The organism is Cryobacterium sp. PH31-O1 (assembly GCF_030063455.1).
Classification (GTDB): Bacteria; Actinomycetota; Actinomycetes; order Actinomycetales; family Microbacteriaceae; genus Cryobacterium.
The window spans coordinates 63,596-88,518 of the sequence record NZ_JASITB010000007.1 but is presented as its reverse complement, the minus strand read 5'-3'; the positions used below and the strand labels follow the sequence as shown (position 1 = coordinate 88,518).

Here is a 24,923-nt window from a genome sequence, read left to right as displayed (position 1 = left end):
AGTGCACTCTTTTTAGTTCGTCGTCGACCGAAATATTGCGCTCTGCGCATAAATTACGAACTCAGGTGCCGACGCCCGGTCAGGCGGTCAGGCGAAGAGGTTCGATATGAAGGCGACCTCCTCGGCGGAGGGCTGCCAGGACGTTGCCGCTGTCGCGTTCTGAACGATCTGCTCCGGCTTGGTGGCCCCCGCGATGACGCTGGTCAGCCCCGGCTGGGCCAGCAACCACGCGAACGTCGCCGCCAACATGGTCGTCCCGCGCACGTCACACCAGCGCTCGTACTGCTCGATCTTGTCCCAGGGGGCGTCGTCGGCGAGATGCCGCCGAATCATCATGATCCGGCTGTCGGCCGGCCCACCAGCGCGGGAGAACTTGCCGGTGAACAGGCCGTTGTAGAGCGGAAAGAAGGGTAGAAAGCCCAGGCCGTAAGCGTTGACGGCCGGCAGCACCTCGTCTTCGGCGTCACGCACGAGCAGGCTGTACTCGTTCTGACTGGAGATGAACGCGGGGTGTCCGTTCATGCGGGCCGTGAACTCGGCCTCGGCGATCTGCCAGCCGGCCAGGTTCGAATGACCGATGTAACGAATCTTGCCCTCCGTGATGAGATCGTCGAGCGTCGCCAGGGTCTCCTCGATCGGCGTCGACGGGTCAGGAACGTGCAACTGGTACAGGTCGATCCAGTCGGTCTGCAGCCGTCGAAGAGACGCCTCAACGGCCAGGCGGATGTATCGGCGCGAGCCGCGAGCATCCCAGTCCGGACCGTTCAACCCGCCCATGTCCATGCCGAACTTGGAGGCGAGCACAATCTGATCACGCTTACCGCGGAGGGAGTGACCCATGAGCGTTTCGCTCAATCCGCGCTCGGCACCGTAGATATCGGCGGTGTCGAACAGTGTCACGCCCGCTTCCAAGGCCGCGTCAATGACAGCGGTCGTACCGTCCTGACTCTCCGACGCCGTGCCGGTGCGACCGAAGTTATTACACCCGAGTCCGATCGTCGACACGGTCAGGCCCGACGAGCCAAGTCTGCGATATTCAATCTGCGCCATCCTTACAGAATAGAACGGGAGCCTTCTCCTGCACAGGCTCAGGTTTTCACGGGTCGGGCACCGATGTCCGAAACCCGCGAGGTCGAGGTGGAGGCGGCGGCTACAGTCGAATCATGCACAGCATCCCGACGCAACCCGCGCGTACACAGACAGCGAACGCGCTCCTTCGCCTTCCCAGTCCCATCGGTCGCCTGGAACTGACCGCCGACGACGCGGGCATCCTCTCCCTCTCCATCGAAACCGACGGCCAGCTGCCGCTCGAGACGATTCCAGAGACGTCCTCCCTTGTGCTGCGGCGGGCCGCCGAACAGCTCGCCGAGTACTTCGCCGGAACGCGGCAGTCCTTCGACGTCCCCGTGCATCTGACCCGCGGCACCGAGTTTCAACGCAGCGTCTGGGCGCGGCTGGCGACTCTCAAGTTCGGCGATGTCATCTCCTACGGAGCACTCGGCAGCACAATCGGCCGCTCCGGTTCTGGCCGTGCCATCGGCGGGGCGGTCGGCGCCAACCCGGTACCGATCATCATCGGCTGCCACCGGGTGCTCGCCTCGAGCGGCCAGATCACCGGCTACAGCGCCGGCCAGGGAATCCCGACCAAAGCGTGGCTGCTTGATCACGAAGGAATCGTGCACCGGTAGCGGTGCCGCCGCGCCGATGAACGCCCTCCCGTGGCCTTTAGCGGCGACCGAGCGGCAGCAGGCCCAACGCCCGCACCGCATCTCGTTCCTCGACCAACTCGGCAACGGATGCCGCGATACGGCTTCGCGAGAACTCGTTGCGTTCCAGCCCCGTCACGATGCGCCACTGACCATCGACCGAACGCACCGGGAACGAGCACACCAATCCGGGCGGAACATCGTAGGAACCGTCGGAAACCACCCCGGCACTGGTCCACTCCGAACCGCGCCCGGTGACCCAGTCAGCAACATGGTCAATGGCTGCGTTGGCAGCAGAGGCGACCGACGATCCTCCGCGCACAGCGATGATCTCCGATCCGCGTTGGGCCACTCGCGGGATAAAGGTCTGCGCCAGCCACTGCTCATCGACGAGGTCTCGAACCGCTCGGCCCTCCGCGGTGGCGTGAAAGACGTCCGGATACTGGCTGGCCGAGTGGTTTCCCCACACGGTCAAGCCGTGGATTGCTCCGACGTTGACGTCGAGATGGTTGGCGAGCTGCCCGACAGCACGGTTGTGGTCGAGCCGGGTCATCGCGGTGAATCGCTCAGACGGGACGTCTGGTGCGTGGGCGGCAGCGATGAGAGCGTTCGTGTTGGCCGGGTTGCCCACCACGAGCACGCGCACATCCTCGGCGGCTCCGGCGTTTATGGCGGCGCCCTGTGGGCCGAATATACGGCCGTTGGCCTCGAGCAGATCGGCACGCTCCATGCCAGGCCCTCGCGGACGAGATCCGACCAGCAGCGCAATATTGACGCCGGCAAAGGCGACAGCGGGGTCATCGGTGACTGTCACCCCGCGCAGCAGATCGAAGGCACAGTCTTCAAGTTCAAGAGCGGTACCCTCGGCGGCTTTCAACCCCTGGGGTATCTCCAGCAGGGTCAGCCGGACGGGCGTCGTCGGACCAAGCAGCGCGCCGGCCGCAATGCGGAATAAGAGTGCGTAGCCGATCTGTCCGCCCGCTCCTGTGACGGTCACGTTGACCGGTTGCCGATGAATGGGAACGTTGACGGATGCCGCTACCGCTGCGGGGGATGTGCCGATGTGTGTACTCACGCGCCCAGCCTAACGCCCGCCTAGATCATCCCCGGCATAGCTCAGCCCCGGTATAGATAGTCGACGACGCTGGTCGGCCCGCCGAGGCCAGGTTCTGCTCAACAACGAGCTCAAGTTCTCCGGGTGCGCCCGCTGCGAGGCGGATTCCGACCGATCGCGCCCAGTCGATCAGTTCTGAGGGGGTGAGAAAATCGTGCTGCTGGTCGAGCAACGCTCGGGTGAATTCACCCTTGGACTTCTTGTTGAAGTGATTCAGGGCCCGCTTCTGACCGTTCCCCGCGTCGGCGACGACTCGTAGATACAGCGAGTCCGGGCGCAGGGGTCGGGCGCCGAGGGCAACGTAGGCCTCTGACCGGAAGTCGAGCAGCAGCCCCTCACTCTGGCCGAGCACCTTCGCAACATCGATGTTCCAGTGTTGCCTTAGTGTGTACGCCTTTACTGATTGCTGTGCCATGGTCAGTGTCGGCACGCGCGAATCGTGCGACAGCCGGTAGGCCGGTATCGGGTCGAGTGCCGCGAGCGGTCCGAGCAGTGCGGAGTGCACGGCAAGGTGCGCGTGAGCGAACTCCCGCTGGGCGACCGACAGGGTAGCGGAATCCAACCCGTCGAAGAGCACCCCGGTATACCGGTCGATGACCGGCAGGGTCGGAGACGACAGTACTTCGCGGTTGCGGTCGATCTCGAACAGCTGCGTACGGCCCAGTTTGAGGGCGGTACGGGCTTCGTCCGGTTGCTGTGACAGGGCGACGAGCGCACGTGCAAGCGTGCGGCGCTTAGCGTTCAGGCTTGGATAAGCGAGGCGCGTGAAGTCCAGGGGTACAGCTTCGCCGCCGGAGCGTTTCGTCTCCGACGGCGGAAGCAGTATCAGCACTGGTGTTGCAGACCCGCGGGTTACGAACCGACGAGTTCGGCCTTGCGGGCCACGATGGTGACCATGTCGTTGTCGACCGACAGAAAACCGTCTTCAGCCTTGGCGACGACCTTGGAGCCATCGGCAAGGGTAAGACGAACGTCGCCCAGCGCCAGAATCGCCAACATCGGTTCGTGACCGGCCAGGATGCCGATCTCGCCCTCGACGGTCTTGGCTACAACCATCGTCGCTTCGCCGGTCCAGACCTGGTGGTCGGCCGACACAACGCTGACGGACAGCGACTTCGCCATGCTTAGTCGTTCTCCTTCTGGATCTGAGCCCACTTCTCTTCGACGTCGTTGATGCCACCGACGTTGAAGAAGGCCTGCTCGGCGACGTGGTCGAACTCACCGTTGGCGATTGCCGTGAACGACTCGATGGTGTCCTTGAGCGCAACCGTGGAGCCCTCGACGCCGGTGAACTTCTTCGCCATGTAGGTGTTCTGGGAGAGGAACTGCTGAATGCGGCGGGCACGGGAAACCGTGACCTTGTCTTCTTCAGAGAGCTCATCAACACCGAGGATCGCGATGATCTCCTGGAGTTCCTTGTTCTTCTGCAGGATCGCCTTGACGCGCACAGCCGTGTTGTAGTGATCGGCACCCAGGTAGCGGGGGTCGAGGATACGGCTGGTCGAGGTGAGCGGGTCGACGGCCGGGTAGAGGCCCTTCGACGCGATTTCACGCGACAGCTCGGTCGTGGCGTCGAGGTGGGCGAAGGTTGTCGCCGGTGCCGGGTCGGTGTAGTCGTCGGCGGGGACGTAGATCGCCTGGAGGGAGGTGATCGAGTGGCCACGGGTCGAGGTGATGCGCTCCTGCAGGATGCCCATCTCGTCGGCCAGGTTGGGCTGGTAGCCCACGGCAGACGGCATGCGGCCCAGCAGGGTCGACACCTCGGAACCGGCCTGGGTAAAGCGGAAGATATTGTCGATGAAAAGCAAGACGTCTTGCTTTTCTACGTCGCGGAAGTACTCAGCCATGGTCAGGGCGCTGAGCGCGACGCGCAGACGCGTTCCCGGCGGCTCGTCCATCTGGCCGAATACCAGCGCGGTCTTGTCGAAGACGCCCGCTTCTTCCATCTCGGCGATGAGGTCGTTGCCCTCTCGGGTACGCTCACCGACTCCGGCGAACACCGATACTCCACCGTGGTCCTGCGCTACGCGCTGGATCATTTCCTGGATGAGGACGGTCTTGCCGACTCCGGCACCACCGAACAGGCCGATCTTTCCACCGAGAACGTACGGCGTGAGAAGGTCGATGACCTTGATACCGGTTTCGAACAGCTGAGTCTTGGACTCAAGCTGGTCGAAGGCCGGCGGCTTGCGGTGGATGGGCCAGCGCTCGGTGATCTCGATCTTCTCGCCGGGCTTGGCATTGAGCACATCGCCGATGACGTTGAAGACCTTACCCTTGGTGACGTTTCCGACCGGAACCGTGATGGGGCTGCCGGTGTCGCGAACTTCCTGGCCGCGGACGAGTCCGTCGGTCGGGTTCAGCGCGATGGCGCGAACGAGGTCGTCTCCGAGGTGCAATGCAACCTCGAGCGTGATCTCGTTCGAGTCGTCACCGATGGTGATCGTGGTTTTCAGGGCGTTGTAGATGCCGGGGATCGAGTCATGCGGAAACTCGATGTCGACGACGGGGCCCGTGACGCGCGCGATGCGGCCAACAGAGCCGGCCGTGTCCTCCGCCCGGACTGGCGCGGTTGCGGTGTCAGTCATAGCTCTCTCTTCTCTGGTCTTACTTCTTAGCGGATGAGAGCGCGTCGGCTCCACCCACGATCTCGGAAATCTGCTGGGTAATCTCGGACTGACGCGCGTTGTTGGACAGGCGCGTGTAGTCCGTGATCAGCTTGTCGGCGTTGTCGCTGGCCGACTTCATTGCCTTCTGCCGGCTCGCGTGCTCCGATGCAGCCGACTGCAGCATGGCGTTGAACAGACGACTCTCGATATACACCGGGAGGAGGCTGTCCAGAACCGTTTCAACGTCGGGTTCGAACTCGTACAGCGGAAGAACCTTGTTGTCGCCGGGTTCTTCCACACCTTCGACGACCTCGAGGGGAAGCAGTCGAACGACTTCGGGCACCTGGGTGACCATACTGACGAAGCGGTTGTAGACGATGTGGATCTCGTCGACGCCGCCGTCGGAGTAGTCCGTGAGGAAGGACTCCAACAGTGCTTCGCCGATTTCCTTGGCCGTCTCAAACTGCGGCTGATCGGTTCCGCCGGTCCAGACTCGCTCCGACGTGCGGTTGCGAAAGCTGAAGTAGGCGATGGCCTTGCGGCCTACCAAGAAGTAGACGATGTCTTTACCCTGGCCACGGAGCAGTTCACTGAGCGACTCGGCTTCGCGCAGAACCTGCGAGCTGAAAGCGCCGGCCAGGCCTCGGTCTGAGGCGAAGATGACGACCGCTGCGCGCTCGATCTTTTCGGGCTCCGTGGTGAGCACGTGCTCGACGTTCGAGTACGTGGCCACCGCTGAAACGGCGCGCGTCACCGCACGCGAGTACGGGGTTGACGCAGCGACTCGGGCCTGCGCTTTCTGGATGCGGGAGGCCGAGATCAGCTCCATGGCCCGAGTGATCTTCTTGGTCGTCTGGGCAGACTTAATCTTCTGCCGGTAGACCCGAAGTTGCGCTCCCATGTGTCTGCTTCCTTGTCTTTCAGTGTGGTTTCGTCAGTGGTTCTGCATCGCGCGAATCGGCGAGGACTAGCGGCGGTGCTTGACGATCTTTTCCTGGTTGACGTCTTCGACGGCAATCGCCTCAAACTTTTCCTTGCCGACCGAGGCGAGCGGCTTGCCCTCACCGGTCTGGAATTCGAGCTTGAACTTGTCGACGCCGGCGGTGAGGGCGGAAACGGTCTCGTCGGAGAGAACGTTGGTCTCGCGCAGGGTCTTCAAGATCTCGGTGTTGCGACCGAGGAAGTCGAGCAGTTCGCGCTCGAAACGCAGCACGTCGGGAACCGGAACCTCATCGAGCTTGCCGTTGATGCCGGCCCAGATCGAGACGACCTGATCTTCAACGGGGTACGGCGAGTACTGCGGCTGACGCAGCAGTTCGGTCAAGCGTGCGCCACGGGCAAGCTGACGACGGCTGGCCGCGTCAAGGTCAGAAGCGAACATGGCGAAGGCTTCGAGCGAACGGTACTGGGCGAGCTCGAGCTTGAGCGTGCCGGAGACCTTTTTGATCGACTTGACCTGCGCGTCGCCACCAACACGGGAGACCGAGATGCCGACGTCGACCGCTGGGCGCTGGTTGGCGTTGAACAGGTCGGACTGCAAAAAGATCTGTCCGTCGGTGATGGAGATCACGTTGGTCGGGATGTATGCGGCAACGTCGTTGGCTTTTGTCTCGATGATCGGAAGTCCGGTCATTGATCCGGCGCCGAGCTCGTCGGAGAGCTTGGCACAACGCTCCAGCAGACGGGAGTGCAGGTAGAACACGTCTCCCGGGTACGCTTCGCGTCCCGGCGGGCGACGCAGCAGCAGAGACACCGCGCGGTAGGCCTCGGCCTGCTTGGAGAGATCATCGAAGACGATGAGAACGTGCTTGCCGGCGTACATCCAGTGCTGGCCGATGGCCGAACCGGTATATGGGGCCAGGTATTTGAAGCCGGCCGGGTCAGAGGCAGGAGCGGCGACGATGGTGGTGTACTCCATCGCTCCGGCATCCTCGAGCGCACCCTTCACCGAAGCGATGGTGGAGCCCTTCTGGCCGATAGCGACGTAGATGCAGCGAACCTGCTTCGTGCTGTCGCCCGACTCCCAGTTGGCCTTCTGGTTGATGATGGTGTCGATCGCGATCGCGGTCTTGCCGGTCTGGCGGTCACCGATGATCAGCTGGCGCTGGCCGCGGCCGATCGGGATCATGGCGTCGATGGCTTTAATACCGGTCTGCATCGGTTCGTGAACCGACTTGCGGCTCATGACGCCGGGGGCCTGCAACTCGAGGGCACGGCGGCCTTCGGTGGCGATGTCGCCGAGTCCGTCGATGGGGGCGCCGAGCGGGTCGACGACACGGCCGAGGTAGCCGTCGCCGACGGGAACGGAGAGAACCTCGCCGGTGCGGTGCACCTCCATGCCCTCAACGATGCCGCCGAACTCGCCGAGGACGACAACACCGATCTCGTCCTCGTCGAGGTTCTGGGCCAGGCCGAGGGTGCCGTCGGCGAACTTGATGAGTTCGTTGGCCATTACGCCGGGCAGGCCCTCAACGTGGGCGATACCGTCGCCGGCTGTGGTGACGTAGCCAACCTCGGTCGTTGACGTCTTGTTCGGCTCATAGGACTTCACGAAGTCCTGGAGAGCGCCACGGATCTCATCGGGGCTGATCGTTAGTTCTGCCATCATCTTCCCTTTTCTGTACGGCTGTACAGGTTCTGTCTGTTCGAGGACGCTGCCGCCCTGAGTCATCTGGTACTGCTGGGTTTGTGGTGCTGCTTCTTCTGTCGCACTGCGCCAGAATCAGCGAGCGAGCTGGAGTCTCAAATCAGCCAGGCGGGTTGCGATGCTGCCGTCGATGACCAGGTCGCCGATTTGTACGCGCACTCCGCCGACCAGAGCCGGGTCAACGACCTGGTTGATGGTGAGTGCCCGTCCGTGGCGTTCCTGGAGATTCTTCTGCAAGCGGTCGAGCTGGGCGGGCGTGAGAACGCTCGCCGACGTGATGGTCGCGATCGACGTGCCGGACTGGTCAGCGACGACGGCTGCTGCGTGTCGCAGCAGTTCGCCGATGCGGCGGCCGCGAGGCTGCTGCACCAGGTGCCGAACAATAGCAAGCGTCTGTCCGGATACCTTGCCGGCCAGAAGCTTCTCGACGAGTGCTACTTTGGCCTCGACCTTGCCAAGCTTGCTGGCCAGAGCCAGCTCCAGCTCAGCGTCTGACGAGACCGTCTTTCCGAAGGCGAAGAGCTCGCCCTCGATGGACGTCGTGGCTGGCGCCGCCAAATCTGCCGAAACAGAGAGAGCGGATGCCCGCAAGCCCAGTTCTTCGATCCCGGCGAGCAGGTCGTCGTGGCTGGACCAGCGTTCTGACACGGCGGCTGCGAGCAGGTCAAGAGCCCGAGGTGTCACGTTGGTGCCGAAAACGGCACGCACGAGAGTGACCTTGGCCGCAGCATCCGCTGACGCGTCGCCGAGTGCCGACAACAGCTGGGACGACGACCCGATCACTCGACCGGCGCCGAAAAGGCTTTCGCCCGTCGCCAGATCAGTCGTGCCGCCGGGGACGGACAGTGCCGCCCTCGATGTGGCGAGTGCTTCTCTGGTGGCGCTTCCCATTTGCTAGATCTTTCCTGCTGCTGGTGCTTCGCTGGCTTCTAGTTCGGCCAGGAAACGATCGACAATAGCGCTGGCCTTCGCGTCGTCGGACAGGCTCTCACCAATGACACCCGAGGCCAGGTCAATGGCAAGGGTGCCGACCTCGCTGCGAAGCGATACGACGGCGGCCTGACGTTCGGCTTCGATCTGCGTCTTGGCGCTAGCCGCGATGCGACCGGCTTCGGCCGCAGCCTGTTCCTTATGCTCAGTGACGATGCGCTGGCCATCGGTGCGGGCCTGTTCTCGAATGGCACCGGCTTCGGCACGAGCATCAGCGAGCTGGGCTGTGTACTGCACGAGTGCAGCTTCGGCCTTGCGCTGGGCGTCGTCGGCCTTGGCGATGTTGCCCTCAATGGCTTCTGCACGGTCGTCAAGAAGCTTCTGCATCTTCGGGAGCACGAGCTTCCAGAAGAAGAACAAAATCACGACAAAGCAGACCGCCGACCAGATGATGTCGTAGATCTCGGGGATGAGCGGGTTTCGCGCCGCTTCTTCCGTCGCGGCTGCAATTACTGCGTGAAGCATCATGCCTCCTAATTAAGTAGTGAAGAGGTTTAGACGCCGGTGAAAATGAAGTAGGTAGCGATGCCGATGAAGGCGAGCGCCTCGGTGAAGGCGATACCGATGTACATCAGCACCTGCAGGCGACCGGCCAGCTCAGGCTGGCGAGCGACACCTTCGATGGTCTTGCCAACGACGATACCTACACCGATTGCCGGGCCGATGGCTGCGAGGCCATAACCGACGGTCGCGATGTTTCCGTTGATTTCCGCGAGAACGGTTGTTGCGTCCACGTATGTTTCCTTCCGTGATGGTGAATTCGGCGAGTGCCGGATTCCTAAAGTGTCTAGTGTTCCTCAGCCAGCGCGAGCTGGATGTAGACGGCGGTGAGTAGGGCAAAAATGTAAGCCTGGAGGACGGCGATCAGCACTTCGAAGAGAGTGAAGGCGAAGCCGAAGACGAGGGTGCCAGCGCCGAAGAGCTTGAACCCGCCATCCGCAGTGAAGAAGAAGAACTGGGTAGCGCTGAAGAACAGCACGAGCAGGAGGTGTCCGACGATCATGTTCATCATCAGTCGGAGCGTGAGAGTGACCGGCCGCACCAGGAACGTCGAGATGAATTCGATCGGCGTCACGATGATGTACAGGAACGGAGGGACTCCGGGCGGAAAGAGTGAGTTGCGGAAGAATTTCGCCGGGCTCTTCTTGACGCCGGCGTAGATGAACGTTCCGTAGGAGATGACACCGAGCAGCAGCGGAACCCCGATCACCGAGGTGCCGGCGATGTTGAGGAACGGAATGATACCCGTGATGTTCATGAACAAGACCATGAAGAAGATGGTCGTCAGAAGCGGCAGGAACCGCTTACCGTCTTTCTTGCCGAGCAGGTCTTCGGCGATATTGACGCGAACGAAGTCGAGTCCCATTTCGGCCAGGCTCTGACCGCGGGTCGGAATGATCTTCATGCGGCGAGTGCCGAGCCAGAAGACGAGCATCAGCACCGCGACCGCGAGGAAGCGGATAAGAATGATGCGGTTGATTTCGAAGTTGGTACCCGCGAAGAAGATTACGTCGGGGAAGAACTCATTGATGGAGGGACCGTGAAATTCACCGTCGCCGGTGGCAGACGGGACCATCAGGTTTACGGCGATTTCTAGCAGCGCTTTCTCCTGTTTCGGGGCGGTGAGCTCTGCTCGCGCAACGACGAATATGGGCAGGTTCACGACGCTGTAAAGCATGTGCAAACCGGGGTTGGATCGGTGTTTACTCTAGCAAAGATCAGGCGCTGAGCCGAATCGAGGGCGGTATCCGTGGGTGGATGGGTCGCAGGGTTAGTCGTCGACCGGAGCGGGGGGCAATGTGACGTCGCTGACGTAGGGCATTCGGCTTTTCATCACGACGACGGCATCGACCACGAGGGACCCCACGACGCCGGCGATGATGCAGAAGAACAGCACCATCGGTTGGATCCACTCACGGTCCTGCAGCACGACGAGTAGTACCAGAAACACGACGAACTTGAGCAACCAGCCGCCCATGATGATGCCGAAGAAGCCACCGATCGCCGACTCGTTGCCGGCAACCCGATTGGCCAAAAGAATACTGCCTGCCGTGATGCCCATGAAAGCGACCGACATGATCGTTCCGATCAGGGCGCTGAGCACTCCGCTGCCACCATCGACGAAATAGCCGATGACGCAACCGATCACGGCGATTCCGAGTGCGACCCAGCCCCCGTAGATCAGGATGCGACGCAGCACCGGGATGGACGTTGCCTGGGTAGGTGTTGAAGCTGGTGGGCTGGCGCTGGTCATACGTTCTCCTCGGCAGGTGCCGCCGCGTGGGCGGTCGCTCGTGTCGGTGTTGGGGCGGGTGGGGCTGGCGCGGCCGCTTCGTCGAGCGGATCGAACTGGTCGAGGACGGCGATCTGGGCCGGTGCCGACTGACTGGCCCATTCGCCGGTTTTACGGCGGCCGAGCGGGGCGAGAGTGACGAACGTGCAGGTCAGCAGCGAGGTCACCAGAAAAATGGTGGCGTACCACGTTGGCAGGGCGAAGTAGACCGGCAGGATGTAATAGAGCAGGCACCCGACGGATGCTGCGGCTGTCCACCCATAGAAAATCAGTACGGCATGCAGGTGCGAGTGTCCCATATCGAGCAGTCGGTGGTGCAGGTGTTTTCGGTCGGCGCTGAAGGGCGACTTGCCGGCCCGCACCCGCCGGAACACGGCGAGCCCGAAGTCGAGCAATGGAATGATCATGATCGCCACCGGCAGCATAATGGGAATGAACGCCGGGAACAACTGCGAACGATTGATAGCGGTTGGGTCGATCTGGCCGGTGATGGCGATCGCGCTCGTTGCCATGAGCAGGCCGACGAGTAGTGCACCGGCATCGCCCATGAACATCTTGGCCGGGTGCCAGTTCAACGGCAGGAACCCCACACAGGCGCCGACGAGGATGGCGGCGATGAGCGAGGCAAGGTTGAAGTAGTTGGTCGGCGAGGTGTCCCGCACGAGTAAGTAGCTGTAGAGAAAGAACACACCGTTGGCGATGAGGGCCACCCCGGTGACCAGACCGTCAAGACCGTCGATGAAGTTGATCATGTTCATGACCACCACGATGGCGACGACCGTGAACACGATCGACATCCAGCCGCTGCCGACCGTGAGCCCGCCGATGGGCAGGGAATAGATCTGCACGCCCTGCCAGGCGACCAGCCCGGCGGCGATGAACTGGCCGGCGAGCTTGGTCATCCAGTCGAGGTCCCAGATGTCGTCGGCGACACCAACGAGCACGATGAGCAGGGCTGCGCCGAGAATCGCGAGAATCTGCTGCGGATCGGCGAATACCAGCCGCAAGGGAGCGAAGGCCCCAGCGATGAGATAGGCGATGCCGAAGGCGACCAGAATGCCGAGGAACATGGCGATGCCACCGAGGCGCGGGGTCGGGCGGGTGTGCACGTCGCGTTCGCGAATTTTCGGGTAGAGGCGATACTTGTGGCTGAGTTTATAGACCACGATCGACAGCACGAACGTGACGATCGCCGAGACGAGCGCGAGCAGGAAGAAAAGGGTCATGGGCTACCGACCGGCATCCGTTTCGTTCCGAGTGTCTTCGTCGGCGGCATCCTGGGACGGGGCGGCGATGGTGGGGGTCGCATCCGCTTCGCTCGGTTCTGTGGGCACTCCGGGGCTGGCCGGTGCAGCCGCGAGAACGTCGCCGACGACCGCCGCGATCGCGTCTTCGGAGATGACGCCGCTGCGCACGATGTGCAGAAAACCGCCGTTGGTTTCGAAGCCGGTGGCATCGACTATCGTCGATGAGCCCTCTCCGGACTCGCCGAACACACTCTCATAGGTGCTTCCGGCGGTTCCACCGTCGAGGTAGACCTCGATACTCTCGCCAAGCGCCGCTTCGGCAGCCTGGGCGTCCCGGGTGGCGGGCATCCCGCTGAGGTTGGCGCTCGATACGGCCAGGGGGCCGGTTGCGGCAAGCAGATCGAGCGCGATCTGATTGCTCGGCATGCGCAGCGCCACGGTGCCGCGGGTTTCACCGAGATCCCAGACCAGTGACGGCTGGGCATTGACGATGACCGTCAGTCCGCCCGGCCAGAACGCCGCGACGAGGTCGCGCACGGGCTGGGGGACGTCGACCGCGAGGGCGTCGAGGGTGGGGATCCCGGGAATGAGAACGGGCGGCGGTGACTGGCGGCTGCGGCCTTTTGCGTCGAGGAGCAGCTGCACCGCCTCGGCGTTGAAGGCGTCAGCCGCGACACCGTAGACCGTGTCGGTGGGGATGACAACGAGCGCCCCGCGGCCGATAGCCATGCGCGCCAGGGAAATGTGCGCTTGGTAGTTCGAGTGGCTCGTGTCCGAGTGGCTCGTGTCCGACTCGCTCGTGCAATCGTAGATACGTGTCATTTGCCGTAATTCTAACCCAGCGCGGTTGTGAAGAACGGATGTGCGCGCACGCACTCGCAAACGAAAGGTCAGGGATGCAGGGCTGTGGTGGCCCGATCTCGGCTGGTGTAATCGCGATGCGTGGCCGCTGCGCGCCAGCCGTCAGTCGTCAGCAGCGCGCGAATGTCTGCGCCCTGCAGCTCGCCGTGTTCGATCACGAGCACACCGCCGGGGCGCAGCAGGCGCAGGCCGGTGGCCGACACGCTGCGCACCACGTCGAGGCCGTCCGGGCCTCCAAAGAGTGCGTGGGCAGGGTCGAACAGGCGCACCTCTGGGTCGCGCGGGATCGCATCCACTGGAATATACGGGGGGTTTGAGATGACGACGGCGACCGTTCCGTCGAGTTCTGCGAAGGCGCCGGCGAGGTCGCCGAAGGCGAGGATGGCGTTGCCAGCAGCGACCTCCTCGAAGTTGCGGGTCGTCCAGGGAAAAGCGTCGGGGGAATTTTCAATCGCGAAGATGCGCGCATGCGGTACCTCAGTGGCCAGCGCTAAGGCGATTGCGCCGCTTCCGGTGCCGAGGTCGACGCCGATCGGTTCGGGATCGGGCATGGACCGCAACGCGTCGATGGCGAACTGCGCGACCTGCTCAGTTTCGGGCCGCGGCACGAAGACGCCGGGCCCCACGTTCAGGGACAGGGAGCGGAATGGAGCATGTCCGGTGATGTGCTGGAGTGGTTCGCGTCTGCTGCGGCGGGCCAGCAGGGTGTCGATGGTGGCGGCATCCGCTGCGCTGATCGGTCGGTTCAGGATGCTGCCGGCCTGCACTTCGCCACGGCTCTGGCCGAGCACATGGCCGATCAAGAGGTCGGAATCCACCTCGGGGTCGGTCACACCGGCCGCGGTGAGCAGGCTGATGGCTCGGTTTCGCAGGGCAGTCACGGTGGAGGGCAGGGCAGAATCTGAAGAAGGCACGTAGTGAAATGTAACGCACCAACCCGTTTTCGGCCGGGCGACCTAGGCTGGAACTGGCCGCCCCACCCAAGTTAGTCGAATTCAGCCGAATTTCACCGAATGAAAGTTGCCCTCGTGCCTAAGATCTATTCCGACATCACCGAAGCCGTTGGTGGGACCCCCCTCGTCAAACTGAACCGTTTGACCGCCGGCCTCGGCGCGACCGTGCTGGCGAAGCTCGAGTTCTACAACCCGTCCAGCAGTGTCAAGGACCGCATCGGCGTTGCGATCATCAATGCCGCCGAGAAGGACGGTTCCTTGAAGCCCGGCGGAACCATCGTCGAAGCCACCAGCGGCAACACGGGCATCGCCCTCGCCATGGTCGGTGCCGCCCGCGGTTACACGGTCATTCTGGCCATGCCGGAGACCATGAGCAAGGAACGTCGCGTCATGATGCGCGCCTACGGTGCCGAAATCGTGCTGACCGCTGGTGCCGATGGCATGCGCGGCGCCGTTGAGAAGGCCGCCGAGATCGTCGCGAACACGCCCGGAGCGGTGCTGGCCAGCCAGTTCACCAACCCGGCCAACCCGGCCATCCACCGCGCCACGACCGGCGTGGAGATCTGGAACGACACCGACGGCGCCGTTGACATCCTCGTCGCTGGTATCGGCACCGGTGGCACCATCTCCGGCACCGGCGGATACCTCAAGGAGCAGAAGCCGGGCCTCAAGGTTGTTGGCGTCGAGCCGATCGACTCCCCCATCCTCACCGGCGGCAAGCCCGGCCCGCACAAGATCCAGGGCCTTGGCGCGAACTTCGTGCCGGAAACCCTCGACCGCGAAGTCTACGACTCCATCACCGACGTGACCCTGGCCGACTCGCTCGCCACGGCCCGCGCGCTCGGCACCGACGAGGGAATCCTCGGCGGCATCTCCGGAGGCGCCGCCGTCTGGGCCGCACTCGAGCAGGCAAAACTTGCCGAGAACGCCGGCAAGACCATCGTCGTCATCGTTCCCGGCTTCGGTGAGCGTTACATTTCGACGGTTCTCTACGAAGACCTGCTCGACTAAGAACGCTTTCTGCTGTCAATGACTTTTTTTCTGCGCCTGCGCGAAGACATCGCGACAGCGCGCACCCACGATCCCGCCGCGCGCAGTAACGCGGAGGTTTTTCTTGCCTACAGTGGCCTGCACGCGGTCTGGTCGTACCGACTCGCGAACCGTCTGTGGCGTGCCGGGCTGCGCCTGCCCGCCCGTCTTTTGTCCCAGGTCACCCGGTTTCTGACCGGAATCGAGATTCACCCAGGCGCAACCATCGGGCGCCGGCTGTTCATCGACCACGGCATGGGCGTGGTGATCGGTGAGACGGCCGTGCTCGGCGATGATGTGATGCTCTACCACGCCGTGACGCTGGGCGGCAAGAGCCGTCACGGGCACGCGCGGGGGGTGCGGCGGCATCCGTTTCTCGATGATGGTGTGACGGTCGGGGCCGGCGCCAAGGTGCTCGGCCCGATCACCATCGGGGCCTGGAGCACGATCGGTTCGAATGCCGTCGTGACCAAGAACGCCCCGGCGCGATCGCTGCTGGTGGGGGTGCCGGCCACGATTCGCCCGCAATCTCCCGAGACGGTGGAGTCCGCGCGCGGAGGCACCCTGGAACCCGAGTACTACCTCTAATCTGTCCAAACCGTCGGACGGGGCCCATGCCCGAGCCGGGGGCCCAGTTTATAGACTGGGCCCCCGGACGGGGCCTGGGCCCCGTCCCGGTTGGGGGCTCCTCGCGTTGGGACTACTCCGGGTCGCCGAGCTCGGCCAGCCGGGTTTCCTCGTCGGCGTGGATGCAGGAATCGATGACGGGGCCGAGGGCACCGTTCATGACGGCGTCCAGGTTGTACGCCTTGTAGCCGGTGCGGTGATCGGCGATGCGGTTCTCCGGGAAGTTGTACGTGCGGATGCGCTCGGAGCGATCCATCGTGCGAATCTGCCCCTTGCGCACGAGCGAGGCCGCGGCGTCGATCTCTTCCTGCTGGCGGGCCAGAACCCGGGCACGCAGCACCCGCATTCCGGCTTCCTTGTTTTGCAGCTGTGATTTCTCATTCTGCATCGCTACCACGATTCCGGTTGGAAGGTGGGTGATGCGCACGGCAGAGTCGGTCGTGTTCACCGACTGGCCGCCGGGGCCACTCGACCGGTACACGTCGATCTTCAGGTCGTTCGGGTGCAGCTCGACCTCTTCGGGCTCGTCGACCTCCGGAAAGACGAGCACTCCCGCCGCCGACGTGTGAATGCGTCCCTGGGACTCGGTCGCCGGAACTCGTTGAACGCGATGCACGCCGCCCTCATACTTCAGGTGCGCCCACACGCCCTCGGCAGGGTCGCTCGAGTTGCCCTTGATCGCTAGCTGGATGTCCTTGATTCCACCGAGATCGCTCGAGGTCTGCTCGATGATCTCGGTCTTCCAGCGGTTCGACTCGGCATAGTGCAGGTACATGCGCAGCAGATCGGCGGCGAACAGCGCCGACTCGGCACCGCCCTCCCCCATTTTGATCTCCATGATCACGTCGCGGGCGTCGAGTTCGTCGCGCGGGATCAGCAGGCGTCGCAGCTTTTCGGCCGTAACATCAAGCTGTTCCACGAGATCCGGGATCTCCTCAGCGAAGGCAGCATCTTCGTCGGCGAGTTCACGAGCAGCCTCGAGGTTATCGTCGACCTCTTTCCACTCGTAGTACGCCGCGATGATGCGGCTCAACTCGGCATAGCGCCGGTTGACCTTCTTCGAACGGGCCGGATTCGCGTGCAGCTCCGGATCCGCCAACTGCGACTGCAGGTCGTCGTGCTCGGCCAGCAGCGTGAGGACGGATTCGAACATTACTTGTCCTTGTCTGACCCGTTCAGGGTCGGCATCGACTTCTGAACCTGCATGAGGAATTCAACGTTCGACGACGTCTCCTTGAGACGGCCGAGGATGAGTTCGAGGGCCTGCTGCTGCTCAAGCCCGGCGAGGGCGCGGCGCAGCTTCCAGGTGACCTTCACTTCATCGGCGCTCATCAGCATTTCTTCGCGGCGCGTGCCCGATGCGTTCACGTCGACGGCGGGGAAGATGCGCTTGTCGGCCAGCTGGCGCGACAGACGCAGTTCCATGTTGCCGGTGCCCTTGAACTCTTCGAAGATGACCTCGTCCATTTTGGAACCGGTCTCCACGAGCGCGGAGGCGAGAATGGTGAGCGAGCCACCATTCTCGATGTTGCGCGCCGCACCGAAGAAACGCTTCGGCGGATACAGAGCGGATGCGTCGACGCCGCCGGACAGGATGCGACCCGAGGCCGGGGCCACCAGGTTGTAGGCCCGGCCGAGGCGGGTGATCGAATCGAGCAGTACGACGACGTCGTGGCCCAGTTCGACCAGGCGCTTGGCGCGCTCGATGGCCAGCTCGGCGACGGTGGTGTGGTCCTCGGCCGGCCGGTCGAAGGTGGAAGCGATGACCTCACCCTTCACCGTGCGCTGCATGTCGGTGACCTCTTCGGGGCGCTCGTCGACCAGAACGACCATGAGGTGGACCTCGGGGTTGTTGGTAGCGATGGCGTTGGCGATCTGCTGCATAACGATGGTCTTGCCGGCCTTGGGTGGTGCCACGATCAGGCCGCGCTGGCCCTTGCCGATCGGAGCGACGAGGTCGATGATGCGCTGCGTGAGCTTGCCAGGTTCGGTTTCGAGGCGCAGGCGTTCCGTCGGGTACAGCGGGGTCAGCTTGTGAAAGTCGACTCGGGCGGCGGCCTCCTCGACGGTCTGGCCGTTGATCGAGTCGACCTTGACGATGGCGTTGTACTTCTGACGCCCGGACTGGTCGCCCTCGTGCGGCTGGCGGATGGAGCCGACGACGGCGTCACCCTTGCGCAGGTTGTACTTCTTGACCTGACCGAGCGAGACGTAGACGTCGCTGGCACCCGGCAGATAGCCGGAGGTGCGCACGAAGGCGTAGTTGTCGAGCACGTCGAGGATGCCGGCAACGGGAATGAGAACGTCGTCGTCGCCCACCTCGGGTTCGAAGTCATCGCCCTGGTTCGGGCCGCGACGCTTGCGGTCACGGTACCGGTTGCGGTTGCCGCGGCCGTTCAGATCATCATCGAGCCGGTCGGGACCCTGATTGCGATCCTGTGTCTGGCTGCGGTCGTTCTGGCCCTGGCTGCGGTCCTGGCCACGATCGTTCTGACCCTGGCTGCGGTCCTGGCCACGATCGTTCTGACCCTGGTTGCGGTCGGCCTGCGCTTGGGCACGCTCCTGGTTGCGTTCCTGGTTACGTTCGTTTCGCGCCTGACGCTGGCTCTGCGCCCGCGTCATACCCTCATCGTTGGTGCCATTCTGGCCCCGCTCGTTCTGGCCGCGCTCGTTCTGGCCCCGCTCGTTCTGACGATCAGCGGCTGGAGCGGTCTCGCCTTGGTTGCGGTCGGCGCCCTGCGCACGGTCACCACCACGGCTACGGCTACGGCTACGGCCCTGACGGGGTGCACCGGAGTCGGTTGCGGCGTCGGTTGCGGCGTCGGTTGCGGCGTCGGTCGCGGCGACCGATGGCTCGGTAGAATCGGCAAGGGCGACCTCGACCTCGACGGCCACATCGTCAGACGCAGCGGATTCGGCGGGCACGACAGCAGCGCGCTGCGACGAAGCACGGCGGGACGGCCGTCGGGTGGCCGGTGCGGCTTCGACCGTCGGCTCGATGGACAGCGCAGCGGCCGCATCGACAGCGGCCGCGTCAGCGGTCTCGGCGACCACGGCGGCCGCGTCCTCGAGCTGCACCGGTGCGACCTGCACGCGCTTGCGTGCCTGGCGAACCGGCTTGTCAGCATCCGTCGTTGCAGCGCCGGGTGCGGTGCTTGGTGCGCTGCTCTCCACCACGGATGTCGCGCCGCGAGCGTTGCGTGCAATGCGGGATCCGGCAGCCGGGGCGTCAGGCAGGATGATTCCGAATCCGGTGCTGGCGTCGGCATTGACGTGGGACTTGGCGGGCGCTGCGGTGCTCGTGCTGGCACGACGCGGTGCCCGCTTACGGGGGGCCGTTTCGATTGCCTCGGCGAGGGTCTCTATCGGTGCGGTCTCAGCAACGGGCGCCGCTTCAGCTGCCGGAGCGGCCTCGACCGGAGCGGCCTCGACGGGAGCAGCGACGACGGGAGCAGCGACGCTGGTGTCGGCCTGAGCCGTGGTAATTGCGTCCACGAGTTCTCCTTTTCGAAGTTTGGAAGCGCCGGGGATTTTCAGTTCGAGGGCCAGAGCCTGAAGCTCGGACACGCGAAGGGTACTCAGGCGGGGAAGTTCCGAGCCAGCGGCGCGGAGGTTGACATCAGTCACGAAGGGGGTTCCTTTCCCCTGCCGAACAAAAATTCAGGCCAGGAGAGATGTATGCAGCGACGAATGCGCTGCGGGTGATCCAATCCGACAAATGGAGGGGATTGGTGTAAACACACACAGCCACGCACGAATTCGCAATAGCAGTGAGGTACAGGGAATGCGCCGGAGAAGATGTCGCCGTGGGCGGTCTCTATCGGGTGCACATCAACCATAGCACCCCGCAAACAGTCGGACCGCCAGCCGGGCCGACGCGCACGCGGCAGGTCGGCCCGATCAGCACGCTGGTTACGCGGCGGTCTCCGAAGTGCTGGGCGCCGGGCTGGGCGCCGCGCTGTGCGCAGTGAGCGGATGCACGGTGGCACCCTGCACGTCAACGGCGAGCATAAGGGCACGCCACGGGGTGTCGGACTGGCTCGCAACGAGTTCGGCAGCGACCAGGCGTTGGCCAGGGTCGCTCGCCAGCACCAGAATGGATGGTCCAGCACCGGACACGACGGCGGCGAAGCCGGCGGCGCGCAGCAGGGTGATGAGCTTGTTCGTCTCCGGCATGGCCGCGGCGCGGTAGCTCTGGTGCAGCTTGTCTTCGGTCGCGGCGAGCAGCAACTCCGGACTCTGGATGAGCGCAGCGATCAGCAGCGCAGACCGCGACACGTTGAAGACGGCGTCTTCGTGCGGCACCGAGGTCGGCTGCAGGCTGCGCGCGAGCGCCGTGGACATCTCCTGCTCGGGCACGAAGACCAGCGGCTTGACGCCGCGGTGCACCATGAGCTTCTTGTGACGCGGACCTTCAGGTGTGGTCCAAGCGATGGTCAGGCCGCCGAACAGCGCCGGGGCCACGTTGTCGGGGTGGCCTTCCATCTCGGTCGCGAGCACGAGCAGCATCTCCGCGTCGATATCTACGACGCCCTCGAGCAGGCCCTTCGCCGCCATAATGCCCGACACGATTGCGGCACCGGAGGAGCCGAGGCCGCGCCCGTGCGGAATGACGTTGTGCGCGATGATGTCGAGCCCGGGCATAGGCAGGCCGACGGCCTCGAAGGTGTGGATGATGGCACGCACGACGAGGTTGTTCTCGTCGGTGGGCACCAGACCGGCACCGACGCCGTGCACCTCGACGAACACGCCGGGAGCGCTCCGCACGGTCACCTCGAGCTGGTCATATTTGGCCAGCGCCAATCCGAGGGTGTCAAAGCCGGGACCCAGGTTGGCCGTCGTGGCCGGCACCTGCACCGAGACAGCGCGGCCAATTAGAGATACGGAACTGATCATGCCTTGGCCAGGCCGAGCACGCTCGCGATTTCGGCGGTGTCGATCGGAACGATGGTGGGCTTAACATCGGAGCCATCAGCGGTGCGCAACGCCCACTGGGGGTCCTTCAGACCGTGCCCGGTGACCGTGATGACCACGGTCGAGCCCTTCGGGATGAACCCAGCTTCGGCACGCTCGAGCAGGCCGGCGACACCGATAGCGGATGCCGGTTCCACGAAAATTCCGACCTCGGCCGAGAGGATGCGGTGGGCTTCGAGAATCTTCGCATCGGTGATGGCGCCGAAGTAGCCGTCGCTCTCCTCACGGGCGGTCAGTGCGAAGTCCCACGAGGCCGGGTTACCGATGCGGATGGCGCTCGCGATGGTGTCGGGGTGGTCGACGCGGTGGCCGAGAACGATCGGGGCACTGCCGGAGGCCTGAAACCCGAACATGCGCGGCAGCTTGGTCGTCGCGCCGCGGGCGACCTCTTCGCTGTAGCCGCGAAAGTACGCGGTGTAGTTGCCCGCGTTGCCGACCGGAACGAACTGAAAGTCGGGGGCGTCGCCGAGCACCTCGACAACCTCGAACGCGGCGGTCTTTTGACCCTCGATGCGGTCGGGGTTGACCGAGTTGACCAGGTGCACCGGGTAGTTGGCGGCGAGGTCACGAGCAATGTCGAGACAGTCATCGAAGTTGCCCTGCACCTGCAGTAGCTGCGCGTTGTGCGCGACGGCCTGGCTCAGCTTGCCCATGGCGATCTTACCCTCGGGGACCAGCACGGCGGCGGTGATGCCGGCGTGGGTGGCGTAGGCGGCAGCTGACGCACTCGTGTTGCCGGTCGAGGCGCAGATGACGGCTTTCGCGCCGTCTTCCATTGCCTTGGAGATGGCCATTGTCATGCCGCGGTCCTTGAACGAGCCGGTCGGGTTCATGCCCTCGAACTTGATCCAGACCTTCGCGCCGGTGCGCGCGGAAAGCGCGGCGGCCGGAATCAGCGGTGTTCCACCCTCACCGAGGGTGATGATCGGGGTCGCGGCCGAGATGTTCAGGCGGTCGGAGTATTCGTTCAGCACCCCGCGCCACTGGCGACTGACAATTGCGCCGGGTGTGGTCAGGTTGGTACCGGTCTCGCTTGGGCTAAACATCAGACTCCTTCAACTCTCAAAACGGATGCGACTTCTCTGACGACACTGTTGGTGGCCAGGTCATGCACGGTGGCGGCGAGTGCGGCCTCCGTTGCGTCATGGGTCCCGATCACTAGGGTAGCCGTGGCCGAGCGGGCAGCACGACTCTTCGTGGCCATCACGGCCGGAGTCATGGACTGTTCCACGAGCGCCAAGGACACCTTGCGCTGGCCGAAGACGCTCGCGATGGTCGCGAGCACGCCGGGCTCGTCGGTGACCTGGAGGGTCACCGCGTAGCGGGTGGTGACCCGGCCGATGTCGAAGACGGGCAGCTCGGCGTACGTTGATGCGGCTACTCCCGGCCCGCCGGCTACGTGACGCCTCGCGATGGAGACCACGTCGCCGAGCACGGCGGATGCTGTCTCCACTCCCCCGGCTCCGGCGCCGTAGAACATGAGGCTGCCGGCAGATTCTGCCTCGACGAACACGGCGTTGTTGGCGCCGTGCACCGCGGCCAGCGGGTGGCTGCGCGGCACCATGGCCGGGTAGACCCGCGCCGACACCCCGTCGACGCCGTTCTCGTCGGTGACGCGTTCACAAATGGCCAGCAGCTTCACGACATAGCCGGCCTTGCGGGCCGATTCGATCTGCGCCGGTGTGACCGACTCGATGCCCTCGCGATAAACGGATGCCAGCGGCACCGTCGTGTGAAACGCCAGACTCGCCAGAATGGCCGCCTTCTGCGCGGCGTCGAAGCCGCCGATGTCTGCGGTCGGATCGGCCTCGGCGTAGCCGAGCGCGGTCGCCTCGGCCAGTGCGTCTTCGAGACCGGACCCTTCGGTATCCATCCGGTCGAGGATGAAGTTCGTGGTGCCGTTGACGATGCCGAGGATGCGCTTGATCTGGTCGCCGGCGAGGCTTTCCCGGAGCGGCCGCACGATGGGAATGGCCCCGGCGACCGCGGCCTCATAGTTAATCTGGGCGCCGACCTGGTTGGCCGCCGCGAACAACTCTGGTCCGGCTTGGGCGAGGAGCGCCTTGTTGGCGGTGACGACATCCGCTCCACTGCTGATGGCCAGCAGAATGTGGCTACGAGCCGGCTCGATGCCGCCCATCAGTTCGATGACAATGTCGGCGCCGAGAATAAGTTCCTCGGCGTTGGTTGTGAACAGTTCACGAGGCAGATCGACGGTGCGCTCGGCGTCAACATCGCGCACCGCGATGCCGACGAGTTCGAGGGTGGCCCCGACCCGGTTGGCGAGCTCCGGACCCTGTTCGAGTAAGAGCCGGGCCACCTGGGCACCGACGGATCCACCGCCGAGGAGGGCGACGCGCAGGTTGCGGTATTCGAGCTTCAAGATTCTCCTTCAGTGGGCGAAAACGCCCCGGTGTCCCGCGCGAGCAGGTCGGCAATCGTTTCGCCGCGCACGAGCGGGCGTGCCCTGCCGTTCAAGACGGCCACCACGGGGGCGCGGCCCTGGTAGTTGTAGTTGTTGGAGAGCGCCCAGCAGTAGGCGCCGGTAGCGGGCACGGCGAGCAGGTCGCCCGGTATCACGTCGCCGGGCAGGTAGTCGGAGTCCACAACGATGTCGCCGCTTTCGCAGTGTTTGCCGGCGATGCGCACGAGCACCGGCGCTGCCGTCGACACGCGATCAGCGAGACGCACGGCATAGTCGGCGCCGTAGAGAGCCGGGCGCACGTTGTCGCTCATTCCGCCATCGACGCTGACGTACAGTCGCGGGGTGCCGGAGACGTCGACCGCCTTGGTCGTGCCGACACGATACAGGCTCACTCCGGCGCGACCGATGATGACGCGACCGGGTTCAAACGCGACGACCGGCAGCGCAATGTTAAGTCGCGCGCACTCGGTGGCGACGATGTCGGCCAGGGCCACGGCGAGGTCCCGAATCGGGGTGGGTTTGTCGGCGCTCGTGTAGGCGATGCCGAAGCCGCCGCCGAGGTTGAGTTCGGGTACCTCTCCGTCGGCCAGCAGGGTGGCGTGCAGGTCGAGCAGCCGGGCGGCCGACTCAGCAAATCCGTCGGCGCCGAAGATCTGCGAACCGATGTGGCAGTGCAGGCCGACGAAATTGAGCGCCGCTTCAGCGCGAATGAGCCCGACCAGCCTTGGCGCATCGGTGAGAACGATGCCAAATTTCTGGTCCTCGTGCGAGGTGGCCAGAAAATCGTGGGTGTGGGCGTGTACGCCGCTGTTGACGCGCAGACGCACATTCTGCACCCGATTATGGCGGGCGGCGGCTTCGGCGACGCGCCCGATCTCGACCTCGCTGTCGATCACGATCGTGCCGACACCGACCCGGGTGGCCTCGTCGATTTCGGCCAGGGATTTGTTGTTTCCGTGAAAGCCCAACCGGGCCGGGTCGGCGCCGCCGGCCAGAGCGACGGCCAGTTCGCCGCCGCTGCACACGTCGATGTTGAGGCCGGCGGCGATCATCCAGCGCACGATCTCGGTAGAGAGAAAGGCTTTGCCGGCGTAGTAAACCTTGGCGCTCGTGCCGATGCGGGCAAACTCGGCCTGGAACACGGCGAGCAGCTCGGCGGCGCTGGTGCGGGCATCCGCTTCGTCGATGACGTAGAGGGGCGTGCCGAATTCGGCGGCAAGGTCGTCAGCGGTGACGCCGCCGATTACGAGTTCGCCGTTGCTGCCACGGGCGGCCGAGGTGGGCCAGAGACCGGGCGCGAGTGCATTGGCGTCGGCGGGTACGCGCAGCCAGTCGGGCGCGAGCGGATTGGGTTTCGTTGCCACGGAGTACCTCACGAGAGTCGAAGGGGAATCTCAGCGAGCGAACCCGGATTGGTCCCTGAAGCCGGAAAATGGGCCAGCCCGAGT

Annotated in this window: 24 protein-coding genes; 3 read left to right on the top strand and 21 right to left on the bottom strand. The window is 64.3% G+C overall.

The genetic code is table 11. From position 1 onward, the window contains the following. Window positions 1-87 precede the first annotated feature (87 nt). Entirely contained in the window at window positions 88-1,050 is a 963-nt protein-coding gene (locus QMK31_RS14415; RefSeq protein WP_283501639.1) for an aldo/keto reductase, read from the bottom strand. A 113-nt stretch (window positions 1,051-1,163) separates the two neighbouring features. Between QMK31_RS14415 and QMK31_RS14410 the strand changes: the two genes are divergently transcribed. After that, window positions 1,164-1,688, top strand: a complete 525-nt coding sequence (locus tag QMK31_RS14410) for a methylated-DNA--[protein]-cysteine S-methyltransferase (RefSeq protein WP_283501638.1) — start codon at window positions 1,164-1,166, stop codon at window positions 1,686-1,688. Window positions 1,689-1,725: 37 nt separating this feature from the next. Here the strand turns inward: QMK31_RS14410 and QMK31_RS14405 are convergent, their stop codons facing one another. The 14 genes from QMK31_RS14405 to prmC form a co-directional block, all read right to left on the bottom strand. Continuing rightward, on the bottom strand, window positions 1,726-2,724 hold the full coding sequence (locus QMK31_RS14405; protein WP_283501812.1) for a malate dehydrogenase: 999 nt from the start codon (window positions 2,722-2,724) through the stop codon (window positions 1,726-1,728). A gap of 82 nt (window positions 2,725-2,806) precedes the next feature. Beyond that, entirely contained in the window at window positions 2,807-3,652 is an 846-nt protein-coding gene (locus tag QMK31_RS14400; RefSeq protein WP_283501637.1) for a YaaA family protein, read from the bottom strand. A 20-nt stretch (window positions 3,653-3,672) separates the two neighbouring features. Then, window positions 3,673-3,942 (bottom strand): F0F1 ATP synthase subunit epsilon, encoded by a 270-nt coding sequence (locus tag QMK31_RS14395; RefSeq protein WP_134503284.1) that lies wholly within the window; start codon window positions 3,940-3,942, stop codon window positions 3,673-3,675. Window positions 3,943-3,944: 2 nt separating this feature from the next. Next, window positions 3,945-5,408 (bottom strand): F0F1 ATP synthase subunit beta, encoded by a 1,464-nt coding sequence (gene atpD, locus QMK31_RS14390; RefSeq protein WP_283501636.1) that lies wholly within the window; start codon window positions 5,406-5,408, stop codon window positions 3,945-3,947. Between the two features lie 19 nt (window positions 5,409-5,427). Further along, on the bottom strand, window positions 5,428-6,330 hold the full coding sequence (locus QMK31_RS14385) for a F0F1 ATP synthase subunit gamma (RefSeq protein ID WP_092109399.1): 903 nt from the start codon (window positions 6,328-6,330) through the stop codon (window positions 5,428-5,430). Window positions 6,331-6,396: 66 nt separating this feature from the next. Further along, window positions 6,397-8,034 carry a F0F1 ATP synthase subunit alpha gene (atpA, locus tag QMK31_RS14380; protein WP_283501811.1) on the bottom strand — a complete coding sequence of 546 codons (1,638 nt, stop codon included), beginning with the start codon at window positions 8,032-8,034 and terminating at the stop codon, window positions 6,397-6,399. Between the two features lie 117 nt (window positions 8,035-8,151). Beyond that, window positions 8,152-8,967, bottom strand: coding sequence for a F0F1 ATP synthase subunit delta (locus QMK31_RS14375; RefSeq protein WP_283501635.1), 816 nt, complete (start codon window positions 8,965-8,967; stop codon window positions 8,152-8,154). A gap of 3 nt (window positions 8,968-8,970) precedes the next feature. Next, window positions 8,971-9,531: a F0F1 ATP synthase subunit B gene (locus tag QMK31_RS14370; RefSeq protein WP_283501634.1), complete on the bottom strand. Its 561-nt coding sequence runs from the start codon at window positions 9,529-9,531 to the stop codon at window positions 8,971-8,973. Window positions 9,532-9,560: 29 nt separating this feature from the next. After that, on the bottom strand, window positions 9,561-9,800 hold the full coding sequence (atpE, locus tag QMK31_RS14365; RefSeq protein WP_134345972.1) for an ATP synthase F0 subunit C: 240 nt from the start codon (window positions 9,798-9,800) through the stop codon (window positions 9,561-9,563). A 53-nt stretch (window positions 9,801-9,853) separates the two neighbouring features. Beyond that, the gene (gene atpB / locus QMK31_RS14360) at window positions 9,854-10,642 is read right to left on the bottom strand and encodes a F0F1 ATP synthase subunit A (protein WP_283501810.1); all 789 of its coding nucleotides are present in this window, start codon (window positions 10,640-10,642) and stop codon (window positions 9,854-9,856) included. A 195-nt stretch (window positions 10,643-10,837) separates the two neighbouring features. After that, window positions 10,838-11,320: a Cg1360 family ATP-synthase-associated protein gene (locus tag QMK31_RS14355; protein WP_283501633.1), complete on the bottom strand. Its 483-nt coding sequence runs from the start codon at window positions 11,318-11,320 to the stop codon at window positions 10,838-10,840. Further along, entirely contained in the window at window positions 11,317-12,585 is a 1,269-nt protein-coding gene (locus QMK31_RS14350; RefSeq protein ID WP_283501632.1) for an MraY family glycosyltransferase, read from the bottom strand. Before QMK31_RS14350 ends, QMK31_RS14355 begins: the two co-directional genes overlap by 4 nt. Before the next feature lie 3 nt (window positions 12,586-12,588). Next, window positions 12,589-13,428, bottom strand: coding sequence for an L-threonylcarbamoyladenylate synthase (locus QMK31_RS14345; RefSeq protein WP_283501631.1), 840 nt, complete (start codon window positions 13,426-13,428; stop codon window positions 12,589-12,591). A 68-nt stretch (window positions 13,429-13,496) separates the two neighbouring features. Beyond that, entirely contained in the window at window positions 13,497-14,381 is an 885-nt protein-coding gene (gene prmC / locus QMK31_RS14340) for a peptide chain release factor N(5)-glutamine methyltransferase (protein WP_502853261.1), read from the bottom strand. A 114-nt stretch (window positions 14,382-14,495) separates the two neighbouring features. Here prmC and cysK point away from each other — a divergent pair, with 114 nt between their 5' ends. Both cysK and epsC read left to right on the top strand, forming a co-directional pair. Beyond that, the gene (gene cysK / locus QMK31_RS14335; protein WP_283501630.1) at window positions 14,496-15,431 is read left to right on the top strand and encodes a cysteine synthase A; all 936 of its coding nucleotides are present in this window, start codon (window positions 14,496-14,498) and stop codon (window positions 15,429-15,431) included. 18 nt (window positions 15,432-15,449) lie between these two features. Continuing rightward, window positions 15,450-16,037, top strand: coding sequence for a serine O-acetyltransferase EpsC (gene epsC / locus QMK31_RS14330; RefSeq protein ID WP_283501629.1), 588 nt, complete (start codon window positions 15,450-15,452; stop codon window positions 16,035-16,037). A 112-nt stretch (window positions 16,038-16,149) separates the two neighbouring features. Here epsC and prfA read toward each other — a convergent pair whose 3' ends face one another. From prfA to lysA, 6 genes are all read right to left on the bottom strand, one after another. Continuing rightward, window positions 16,150-17,229 (bottom strand): peptide chain release factor 1, encoded by a 1,080-nt coding sequence (prfA, locus tag QMK31_RS14325; protein WP_283501628.1) that lies wholly within the window; start codon window positions 17,227-17,229, stop codon window positions 16,150-16,152. After that, a complete protein-coding gene (rho, locus tag QMK31_RS14320; protein WP_283501627.1) occupies window positions 17,229-19,703 on the bottom strand; it encodes a transcription termination factor Rho in 2,475 nt (824 codons plus the stop codon). The genes prfA and rho overlap by 1 nt, the downstream gene beginning before the upstream one ends. A gap of 285 nt (window positions 19,704-19,988) precedes the next feature. Next, the gene (gene thrB, locus QMK31_RS14315; RefSeq protein WP_283501626.1) at window positions 19,989-20,972 is read right to left on the bottom strand and encodes a homoserine kinase; all 984 of its coding nucleotides are present in this window, start codon (window positions 20,970-20,972) and stop codon (window positions 19,989-19,991) included. Further along, window positions 20,969-22,096: a threonine synthase gene (thrC, locus tag QMK31_RS14310; protein WP_283501625.1), complete on the bottom strand. Its 1,128-nt coding sequence runs from the start codon at window positions 22,094-22,096 to the stop codon at window positions 20,969-20,971. Before thrC ends, thrB begins: the two co-directional genes overlap by 4 nt. Then, window positions 22,096-23,433 (bottom strand): homoserine dehydrogenase, encoded by a 1,338-nt coding sequence (locus QMK31_RS14305; RefSeq protein ID WP_283501624.1) that lies wholly within the window; start codon window positions 23,431-23,433, stop codon window positions 22,096-22,098. Before QMK31_RS14305 ends, thrC begins: the two co-directional genes overlap by 1 nt. Beyond that, the gene (lysA, locus tag QMK31_RS14300; protein ID WP_283501623.1) at window positions 23,430-24,839 is read right to left on the bottom strand and encodes a diaminopimelate decarboxylase; all 1,410 of its coding nucleotides are present in this window, start codon (window positions 24,837-24,839) and stop codon (window positions 23,430-23,432) included. Before lysA ends, QMK31_RS14305 begins: the two co-directional genes overlap by 4 nt. Window positions 24,840-24,923 lie beyond the last annotated feature (84 nt).